This window comes from Pseudomonas sp. (assembly GCF_036404235.1).
In the GTDB taxonomy this organism is placed as follows: Bacteria; Pseudomonadota; Gammaproteobacteria; order Pseudomonadales; family Pseudomonadaceae; genus Aquipseudomonas.
On the sequence record NZ_DASWOT010000127.1, the window covers coordinates 34,310 to 43,789 of the forward strand.

Here is a 9,480-nt window from a genome sequence, read left to right on the forward strand (position 1 = left end):
AGGGAGATACACATGAAGTGGGCAGTAATGTTGTTCGTGTTAATCCTCGCCGGATGCGCGTCAAAAGTTGTCGAGTATCAGGCATCCCCTATATCCGACCAACAAGCGCGGTCGGTGATAGAGCAGGTCTTGATGGAGCAGCCGCAGAAGACTAGACCCGAACAAGTCGTTTTCACCCTCGAATACATCGCTTATGGAAATGGGGTGATTTCAGAGACCAATGGTTTCGGCAGTGCCGTTCCAGTTGGCAACAGTGCATTCGCCGCAGGCTCATCGACTACCAAGTCGAAGTCACTTCAGACACGCATTTATTTCAATTCAATCGGAACGGTTACGCTTTATTCAAAGCGTGGGCGATGGGTAGTGATCACACGGAACCGAGCGGGATCTGTCCTCATTAGCTCTTTAGTCGACAGCCAATCCAAGGCCGAGCGTTTCGTTGACTCAATGATTCATTTCAGGGATAGGTGATCGTCGGCAGGACGCCGGGGGAAGGGGGTGTTTCAGATAAGCGGTACATCGAGATTCTGTGGATAACTCACCAGTACAAAAAACAATGTACGTCCATTTGTACGCTTGCCAGACACAACAAGGACCTGCATCGCTGCAAGCCCTTGATTTGTATGGGCGTCAGGAGTCGAATCATAGTGCAGCATATTGGATTTAATATTATTTTTTGAGTTCGTGCAGAATTCTATCTCTTAAACTACCCTTGGACGTCCGCCAATACCTTGCGGTTGAGGTATATAGCAATTTTTACCTAATTTACTGGCGCGAGTGGGTTGGTTCCATTTTTTGATACGAAAGCGTACAGCCACCCCTGGGGTCAATTACTTAGCCAGAGGTGGAGTCAATTAAACCAAAGTCGCGGTCGATATAGCGGAAAGTATTAATGGTGCACTTGGAGCAGGTGCATGTCGCATGCCTTGTGAATACTGACTACTAGAACGTACCTCTCAGGGTCAGCATGTAATTGCGTGGATCCCCATAGAAGTTGCCATTCGCCGCGCTGGAGACCGTCTGGTAGTAGGCCTTGTCGAACAGGTTGTTGGCATTGAGCGACACAGTCCAATGATCATCCACGCGGTACCTCAACAGGGCATTCCAGACCGCATAGCCACTTTGCTTGTAATCGAACGGAATGTTCGACTCCACCACGTTGCCATTACCATCCACCCGCACGGTGGTACCGCTGACATAGGTGGCGCTTTGCACATCGACGCCACCCCCCACGGTCCAGTCCGAGAGATCTCCAGGCAGCTGGTAGGTTGTCCATACCTTGAATTGATGCTTGGGCGTGATTGTGCTCAATGCCGTGCTGTCGGTCTCGTTCTTGTTGTAGTTGTACACGTAGCTGCCCATCAGGTTCCAATCCTTGAGGATTTCGCCCGTCGCCTCCAGCTCGATACCCTTACTGACAACCTCGCCCTGGTTCACGTAGCAGCAACTACCGCCATACAATACCGACGCCTCCGGGTAGTTAGTATCCTGCACTGCACCGTTCTTACGTTTGGTGTAGAACACGGCAAGGCTGGTGTTCAAACGGCCATCGAACAGTTCGCCCTTGATGCCCATTTCGGAGGTCTTGCCCTCCAGCGGCTCCAGCACTTCGTTACTGCCCACCGGCCCGCGAAGGTAGCTTTGCTGAGGTTTGTAGATCTTCGAATAGCTGCCATACAGCGACCACTGCTCATCGAGATCGTAGATGGCGCCAAAGTAAGGCACGAAACGTGTGGGTTCGCGCATGTCGATGTCGCTCTGCACCACCCCTGCGTTGGTATAGACCTGCTCGAAGTGGTAACGGGCTGCCCGGCCACCCAGAATAACCTTGAGCGGGTCAGTTACCTGCAGCGTCAGGCGCCCGTACAGGCCATACTGCTCCTGGGTATTGGGGCTGTAGTCACGCGGGGTCTCCAGCGAAATCGTAGTAGGCTTCCAGTAACCTGGGTCGAACACGTCGATGGGCACACCGGTCCCGGTGAACACCCCCGAACCCTGCCAGCGACTGGTGACGCGCTGATAGTCGGCTCCAAGCACGAATTCATGCTCGCGGCCAAAGGCATCAAAGCTGCCAGAAAGGTTACTGTCGATCAGGTCCTGGCTGGTGGAATAGACGTTATAGCTAGCGCGCCAAACGGGCCCGGCCAAGGTCACCGGGTTGACGGCGTTGCCCGATACCGCTGCCAGTGCCTCGCCGGCGTCGCGGGTATTGGTGTACGAGACGTTCAATTTCCAGTCGTTGTCGAAGTAGTGATCGACCTTGGTGAAGATCTCCTGGGAGATGTTGTCCATGTAGGACCAGTTCTGCCCAAGGTTGGTGTGACGCGCAAGCCCGATGTCTTTACCCGTGGTATAGCGTGGCAGGCCAAGCGACGAGTTGGAGTGGGTGCTTTCATACATGCCCCCCAGGGTGAAGATGGTCTGAGGGCCCAGATCGACCTCGAACACCCCGTAGATCGTGGGTTTTTGCGTGGCCAGCTTATCCGTGAAGTACTGGCGGTCGGTATAGGCCGTCACCAGGCGCCCGCGTACGTTGCCGCTGTCGGTCAACGGGCCGGTCACGTCGATTTGCGAACGGTAGTTGTCCCAGGAACCGGCGGCGGCCTCGAACTTCAACTGGAAGTCCGAGAGCGGGCGCTTGCGCACGAGGTTGATGACGCCACCGGGGTCACCCACACCGCCGAACAGCGCACCGGAACCCCGTAACACCTCTATGTGGTCGAACTCGGCCAGGTTATAAAGCCGGCGCGAGTAGAAGCTGGTGGCCACCGACGACAGTGCCATGGGCGCCGCGCCGTCGATCTGGATGCTGTCGATGTTGAATCCGCGCGAGTAGAACTCGTAGGTGTCGCTGGTGGTTTTTTGCACCGTGACCCCGGGAGCCATTTTCAGCGCATCCTGCAGGCTGGTGACACTGCGATCTTCAATCAGCTGGCTGGACAACACCGACACCGATTGTGGCGTGTCGCGCAGGCTGGTCGGGCTCTTGGAGCCCACGCTCACCGCACCGGTGGTATAGGACCCACTGTTCTCGGTCATCTCGCCCATGCCCTGCCCACTGACCAGCGTACTCCCGAGCTCCAGCGCCGCGCCGCCGGTGGTGGCCACGGGGTCTAGTATCCAGTTGCCATTGGCCGCTTGGGTGGCGCCAAGGCCTGAGCCCTGCAAAAGCGTGTTCAGGCCCTGCTGGTCGGTGTAGTCGCCGTTCATTGCGGTCGCATACTTGCCACGGACCAGCGCGGGGTCAAATGGCAAGTTGATGGCGGCAGCCTGTGCAAACGCACTGAGTGATTGCTCCAGCGTGCCTGCAGGCAGATTGTAATGACGTATTTCGCTCTGTTCGGCGTGTACCGCGCAAATCGGCAGCGCAATGCTTGCCGCGCTGGCAAGCAACACGCCACGCAGAGCTACGGCAAGGCGGGTTCTGGGTATATATCGAAGTGAGAACGCAGATGACATGTGAATTGAGCTCCATTCGTTTGGCAGGGTGTTTTCCCTGTAAGCCGAAGTGCTCGGAAAAACCCGCAGCGTGAAATCATTTTTTTTTGCAAATTATTCTCAACGAGCAACAACGCGACGCCAGAATCGTGTGAAACGCTCGACTCTGACGGGCATCGAGTCGCCAAGGGCATCTAGTGCCAGGTCGATATCGTCAAGCTGGAAAACGCCAGACACTTTCAACCCCGCGATCTGGGGGCTACAGCTAATCCAGCCTCGCTGATAGCGCGCCAGTTCCGTAAGCAGCTCCTGCAACGGCAGGCTGCGCGCCACCAGCTGACCTCGGGTCCAGGCGCTGGCATCCATTTCGTTTTGTTGAAGTTTGCGGCTACCCTCGGCGCTGATTGTGTATTCCTCGCCCGCAGCAACCAGTTGCTGCTGCGCGGAGTGATGGATGAGGACCCTGCTTTGTTCGACCAAAAGCCGGGTACGCGTATCTTCTTGGCGTACCGCAAAAGCAGTACCCAGAGCCTGCAAGCGCGCCTGGGCAGTATGTACCCAGAAGCTGCGCCGGCCGTCGGGCGAACCTTTATCAGCGCCAGTTTTGATGAAGATTTCACCCTGCAACAGCTTGATCACGCGCTGGCTATTGGTAAATGAGACATCGACGGCGCTGTTGGTATTGAGCTGCAGCTGTGTACCGTCGGCGAGCATCACTGTTCGTTGCTCGCCCACGCGGGTGCTGTAGTCGGCACCCCAGCGCCGAACCTGCTCCTGGCTCTGCCAGCACATCCCCCCAATGATCAAGCCTGCGCCCAATACCTGGAGCAGTTGCCGACGGCCCAGCTGACGATGTTGCAAGCGCTTAAGGGTGTCACGCGCGACACCACCCGGTACGCCTGGCAGGTTGGCAAGGTTGCTGAAGGTAGACTCGTTGCTCAGCAACGCCTGCCAAGCTGCCTCATGCAGGGGATGAAGCTTGCGCCAACGCAGGAAACCTTGCAGGGCATCTTCATTAGCGTAACCGGACTGCAGGCGCACCATCCATGTGATCGCTTGGTCGAGCACGTCTTCGGGTACTTCGGGTCGCGGTGTGCTACTCATGTATTGGCGAAATAACAATGGCGGATAGCCTTCGCCATGTAGCTTTCCACGGACCTCAGGCTGACCCCCAGCTGCGCAGCGATCTCCTTGTAGCCCAACCCGTCCAGGCGCGACAGTAGAAACGCGGTGCGCACCTTGGGCGGCAAGCCATTGAGGAGGGCATCCACCTTGGCCAAGGTCTCAAGCAGGATCATCTGTGCTTCCGGGGAAGGCATCAACGCCTCAGGCAAGTTGGTCAATGCATCCATATATGCCCTCTCGACACGATCACGGCGCACGCGGTCTATCACCAGAGCGCGCGCGATTGTACTCAGCCAGGCTCGTGGCTGGCGGACATCCTGGATGCGATCAAGTTTGCCCAGCACATTTACGAACGTATCCTGAGCTAGGTCGGCTGCGTTGTCCCCTTGGCGCAAGCGTTTACGCAGCCAGTCAACCAGCCAGGCATGGTGGTCGACGTAGAGGGACTGAACATCAGCCTGCGTTACAGATGACACGGGCGGTGTAGACACTGCAGCTCTCTTGTTAGCATAGTATTGCGTTTGAGAATTTATCTCATCTTATATGGGCTCGATTATGCCTGACAAGCTGCTGCGAAGAGGGACGTTGAAACGGTAAAAAACTGCTGTTCTTTCAAACGTTAAATATCCATGACTTTTGCAATCGGCGAACGAGCAGACACACGGTCATCGCATAGTGATACCGCGTAGCCGCACTGTGTGCATCTAGGCAATGCTCAAGAAACCAAGCGACATGCTTTCTCTGCCAAGACCACGGCGTCTTTCGTTGCCAGCTTTCTGCGATCTCAGCTTGGATAATCGTCGCCTGCCGCAAGTGGCGTTGTCGCGTAGCGTGCGACCCTTTCAGCACCGCAGACAAGAACAGCCCCATGTCAAATGGCTTACTCATGCCCGCCCTCCAATGTAGGCAGCGACCACATCAGCGCGACCGTGCCCCAGTTCATAGCTGATTTGCCGTCGAGCCTCGCGGTCAAGACGCCGATTGATCTGGCAACATTCACCGCCGTTGATTGGCGCGCGGTGTTGAGTAATTTGCTCATAGCGCTCACATGCGTACGCCGCTCGTAGCTCATGGAAGCCCTTGAGGTTGTGTGCATGAAGGATTTCTCGCGTAGGGTGGATTCACGTCGACAAACAACAGAAAGCCGAACAAGCCCTGGCCAACCTCGATTCGAAAAACTCTCGGGAAAGGGATGCGCTCAATTACGAAACTGGACCAGATATGGATCGTGAAATGTAATTGAGATGTTTGTAGTCGGCAGGACGCCGGGGGATGGGTAAATCATTTCCGCAACCATGAGCAGACCCCTTGATCTGCGCGGCTTAGAGCTCATGAGAAATAATTGAGTAGCGGAAAGTATTTTAATCTAAGTGTTTGTTAGGTAAGGATAAATAGGCAGTCTTGAAAACCGGCGAACGTTAATAGCGTTCCCAGGGTTCGAATCCCTGGTTTCCCGCCAACATTCACGACAAGGCCCTGATTATTCAGGGCTTTGTCGTTTCTGGCGTTTGGATTTGAAATCCTGATGTGCCTAAGCGTTCCATAACTATTGTGGAAGCGTTCCATAACACGACCTATTTCGAAGGTTTAGCGGTCGCTCCGATCCTCCTGTAGACCCGCTTGGTGATTTCCTGTTTGCTGTGCCCGAGCAATAGGCGAACACCGCCGTATCGGATGTCATCAAACCCGGGAGTGGCAATGCATTCTGAGCATGACTATTGGAAGATTGGGCCCGTAGAGCTGGAAGACACCTCCCTCGCCGTGCTGGTTTCGGTTCAAAAAAAACCACTTTGGGTATCGGGTGTTGACTTCAGTGGACAGGATCTTTCGCGACTGGATCTGCGTTCAATCCGCTTCGAGAGATGCCTTTTTGCCGGAACGGACTTCACCGCGACAGACCTGGCCAATACTGACTGGCAAAGCTGCAGGGCATCGCAGGCGGTGTTCCGGGCAGCGACACTGGAAGAGGCTAGCTTTTCCAACTCAGACCTTAACAATACCGTTTGGCAGCGCAGCAAACTGGCGCATGCCTCTTTTGAGGGATGCAAACTGACGGGTGCAAGTTTTGCCGACACCACGACTCTGGGGTTGACATTCAAAGATTGCGTTCTGCGCAGTGCGTGTCTGTCAGGCATCTCATTTTACAAATCTGAATTGTTTAATCTGGATTTCGCGGAGGCTGACTTAAGCTACTGCGACTTCCGTCATGCTGTCTTTATAGAGGGCGGTAGCTTGTCTATGGCGCGGGTCAATAATGCTCGATTTGACCAGGCAGACTTACGAGAGGCAAGCCTGCACGGATTACGCCTGACCGACGCCAAACTATTCAAGGGGGCGACTATCTCCAAGAGTCAGGCAACCATGCTGCTGGCCGGCCTGGGACTTCAGGTTCTGTAGGGTTGGGCTGTTCGTTCGCGCTTCGAAACCATGGGCGACATGTCGACCGCAGCGCAGGGCTAGGCGAAAGCGTCAGGAGGGCGTTTTTTCCGGACGCTTAATGCTGCGCCATAAGCGCCGCAACGCATAGCAGGCCTTGGATGACAAAAAAGGGCTGAGTTAATCCTCAGCCCTTTTTTGCGCTCGGCGTTTGACAGCTTGCCGTTCACGCAAAAGTGCCTCCAGTTCATCGGGCAGTAGCGGCTTACTGAACAGATACCCTTGTCCGTGATCGCAGCCTTTGTCAGTCAAGAACGCCAATTGCTCCTGGGTTTCCACGCCTTCGGCAATCACTTGCAGGTTGAGGCTGTGGGCTAACTCGATGATTGTCCGGGTGATAGCCGCATCCTGAGGGTTGCTGCTCACTTCGCGGATAAAGGCGATGTCGATTTTCAGTTTGTCTATGGGAAACCGGCGCAAATACGCAAGGCTCGAGTAGCCCGTACCGAAGTCGTCGATGGCAATCTGTATGCCAATGGAGCGAAGTCGCTGCAGGCTGGCGATGGTGTGAACGGTATTTTCCATCAGTGAGCTTTCTGTCAGCTCGACTTCGAGCCAGCGCGGTTCGATCTGGCTGTCCTTGAGCGCTTGAGTAATGTCGGCAATCAGGTCGCCTTCGATAATTTGCTGGCCCGAAACGTTAACAGCGACCTCCAGCGGCTTCACGCCTGAGCGTTGCCAGCTTGCGATCTGCTCGCACACGCTGGCGATCACCCATTTCCCAACGCGAGAAATTAGCCCAAGGTTTTCCAATATGGGCACGAACACGGCCGGAGAAATATTGGGCTGTCCGGGGCGCGGCCAGCGCAACAATGCTTCCAGCCCACAAATACAGCCGTCACTCAGCCTGACCTTGGGTTGATAAACCAACTGAAACGATTGCTCTTGCACGGCTTGGCGTAGCGCGGTTTCCATCTCCAGGCGCGCCAGAATCTCAGTGTTCATCTGCGTGGTGTAAAACCGATAGGTGTTCCTGCCAGCCTGTTTGGCGCGACTCATGGCGGTGTTGGCGTACTTGATCAAGCCCTGCGCTTCTTCGCCGTCATCGGGGTAGAGGGCAATACCCATGCTGGCTGTCATCGACGTGTCGTGTCCGCCGAGCCGGTAAGGTTTGTGCAGCACTTCACGTATGCGCTCGATCATTTGCTGTGTGTCGGGCTGACCTTCTCGAACCATCAGAATCAGGGCGAACTCGTCACCGTCCATGCGCCCCAACGTATCGCTGACGTTGAGGCAGTTAGACAGACGTTGACTGAGTTCTACCAGCATCTGATCGCCAATCAAATGACCCCAGGTATCGTTGACCATTTTGAAGTCGTCGAGGTCGACCGTGATCACGGCCAACTGCCAGCCGCTGATGGCTGCCTGGGTGAGGCCCATCTGTAAGGTGGTGTAAAACAGGTTGCGATTGGGTAACCCGGTCAGTGAGTCGTAGTGGGCCATTTTCAGCAGGTGCTGATCAGCTTCCTTACGGTGGGTGATGTCGCGAAAAATAGCGATGATGATCCAGTCGGCGCCGGTTTTGTAAGCCTGGCGATGAATCTCGACGGGCACATGGCTGCCGTCCTTGCGGCGTATGCGACTTTCGATCGTTTCGCCTGGGGCTTTGCCGCTAATGATCAGGTCGTACAGCACCTCCAATTCGGCAATCGAGGCGTCACCAAGGTCTGCGAGGTCCGTGTGCAGGAGCTCGTCGGGAGGGTAGCCCAACACCACGCAGGCGGCTCTGTTGAACTCGATCAGCCTCATGGTGCTGCGGTTGATCAAAAAGATCGAATCGTCGGAGGCATCCATCGCTGAACGAAACCGTTCCAGATCGATGGTTCGCTGCTGTAGCTGCTCCTCGACCATGAGGCTGTGGCTTTTCAGGTAATCACCGAATGCCTTGAGCCTCAACAGGTTACGCACCCGCAGCCACAACTCGACACTCTCCACCGGTTTACTGAGGAAATCCTCGGCACCCGCCTCAAGCCCCCGCAGGCGGGAACGTTGATCACTGAGTGCGGAGAGCATGATGATCGGGATATTGGCGGTCGTCTTGCTTCCCTTCAGGCGGCTTGCGACTTCATAGCCGTTCATTCCCGGCATCATGATATCGAGGAGGATAAGATCGGGCGGTTCTTGCTCGACCATTGCCAGGGCTTCTTCTCCTGAGCGGGCGGTCAGCGTCCGATACCCTTGATTCTCGAGCATGACGCTTAGCAGTTTACGAACCTGAACTTCATCGTCGACGATCAAGAGTGTGGCGGTCTTTTCAGACATAAGGCGAACTCAGGCAAGGGGCTGTGCAGGCCGTTTGTTTTTAAGCAACGTGTCAATCGCCTGATAGAGCTCCTGGTAGCGTAGAGGTTTGACGATGTAGGCGTCACAGCCGGCAAGGCGAGATTTTTCTTCGTCTTCCTTCATGGCCATTGCGGTGAGTGCAATCACCGGAATGGCCGCAGTCTGGACGTCCTGTTTGAGCAGTGAGGTCGCTGCCAG

The 9,480-nt window shown here is 55.5% G+C and carries 7 protein-coding genes and 2 pseudogenes; 2 read left to right on the forward strand and 7 right to left on the reverse strand.

All coding sequences use genetic code 11. The features are described 5' to 3' along the window. The first annotated feature begins 12 nt into the window (after window positions 1-12). Window positions 13-471, forward strand: a complete 459-nt coding sequence (locus tag VGC62_RS16475; protein WP_331188147.1) for a hypothetical protein — start codon at window positions 13-15, stop codon at window positions 469-471. Window positions 472-942: 471 nt separating this feature from the next. Here the strand turns inward: VGC62_RS16475 and VGC62_RS16480 are convergent, their stop codons facing one another. The 5 genes and pseudogenes from VGC62_RS16480 to VGC62_RS16500 all read right to left on the reverse strand — a co-directional run. After that, window positions 943-3,459 carry a TonB-dependent siderophore receptor gene (locus tag VGC62_RS16480; protein WP_331188148.1) on the reverse strand — a complete coding sequence of 839 codons (2,517 nt, stop codon included), beginning with the start codon at window positions 3,457-3,459 and terminating at the stop codon, window positions 943-945. Window positions 3,460-3,558: 99 nt separating this feature from the next. After that, window positions 3,559-4,542 carry a FecR family protein gene (locus tag VGC62_RS16485; protein ID WP_331188149.1) on the reverse strand — a complete coding sequence of 328 codons (984 nt, stop codon included), beginning with the start codon at window positions 4,540-4,542 and terminating at the stop codon, window positions 3,559-3,561. Next, window positions 4,539-5,054 carry a sigma-70 family RNA polymerase sigma factor gene (locus VGC62_RS16490; protein ID WP_331188150.1) on the reverse strand — a complete coding sequence of 172 codons (516 nt, stop codon included), beginning with the start codon at window positions 5,052-5,054 and terminating at the stop codon, window positions 4,539-4,541. Before VGC62_RS16490 ends, VGC62_RS16485 begins: the two co-directional genes overlap by 4 nt. Window positions 5,055-5,175: 121 nt before the next feature. Beyond that, window positions 5,176-5,451, reverse strand: coding sequence for a hypothetical protein (locus tag VGC62_RS16495; protein ID WP_331188151.1), 276 nt, complete (start codon window positions 5,449-5,451; stop codon window positions 5,176-5,178). Further along, window positions 5,448-5,684 (reverse strand): annotated as a pseudogene (locus VGC62_RS16500) (integrase); the annotation flags it as partial. The gene VGC62_RS16495 and the pseudogene VGC62_RS16500, both read right to left, overlap by 4 nt. Window positions 5,685-6,261: 577 nt before the next feature. Here VGC62_RS16500 and VGC62_RS16505 point away from each other — a divergent pair. Beyond that, window positions 6,262-6,960 (forward strand): pentapeptide repeat-containing protein, encoded by a 699-nt coding sequence (locus VGC62_RS16505; protein ID WP_331188152.1) that lies wholly within the window; start codon window positions 6,262-6,264, stop codon window positions 6,958-6,960. A gap of 159 nt (window positions 6,961-7,119) precedes the next feature. Here the strand turns inward: VGC62_RS16505 and VGC62_RS16510 are convergent, their stop codons facing one another. Both VGC62_RS16510 and VGC62_RS16515 read right to left on the reverse strand, forming a co-directional pair. Further along, window positions 7,120-9,261, reverse strand: coding sequence for an EAL domain-containing response regulator (locus VGC62_RS16510; protein WP_331188153.1), 2,142 nt, complete (start codon window positions 9,259-9,261; stop codon window positions 7,120-7,122). 9 nt (window positions 9,262-9,270) lie between these two features. Beyond that, window positions 9,271-9,480, reverse strand: a pseudogene (locus VGC62_RS16515) (response regulator); the annotation flags it as partial.

Coding starts and splice junctions, on each gene's coding strand:
- VGC62_RS16475 (WP_331188147.1), top strand. CDS start 13: ATGAAGTGGGCAGTAATGTTGTTCGTGTTAATCCTCGCCGGATGCGCG.
- VGC62_RS16480 (WP_331188148.1), bottom strand. CDS start 3,459: ATGTCATCTGCGTTCTCACTTCGATATATACCCAGAACCCGCCTTGCC.
- VGC62_RS16485 (WP_331188149.1), bottom strand. CDS start 4,542: ATGAGTAGCACACCGCGACCCGAAGTACCCGAAGACGTGCTCGACCAA.
- VGC62_RS16495 (WP_331188151.1), bottom strand. CDS start 5,451: ATGAGTAAGCCATTTGACATGGGGCTGTTCTTGTCTGCGGTGCTGAAA.
- VGC62_RS16505 (WP_331188152.1), top strand. CDS start 6,262: ATGCATTCTGAGCATGACTATTGGAAGATTGGGCCCGTAGAGCTGGAA.
- VGC62_RS16510 (WP_331188153.1), bottom strand. CDS start 9,261: ATGTCTGAAAAGACCGCCACACTCTTGATCGTCGACGATGAAGTTCAG.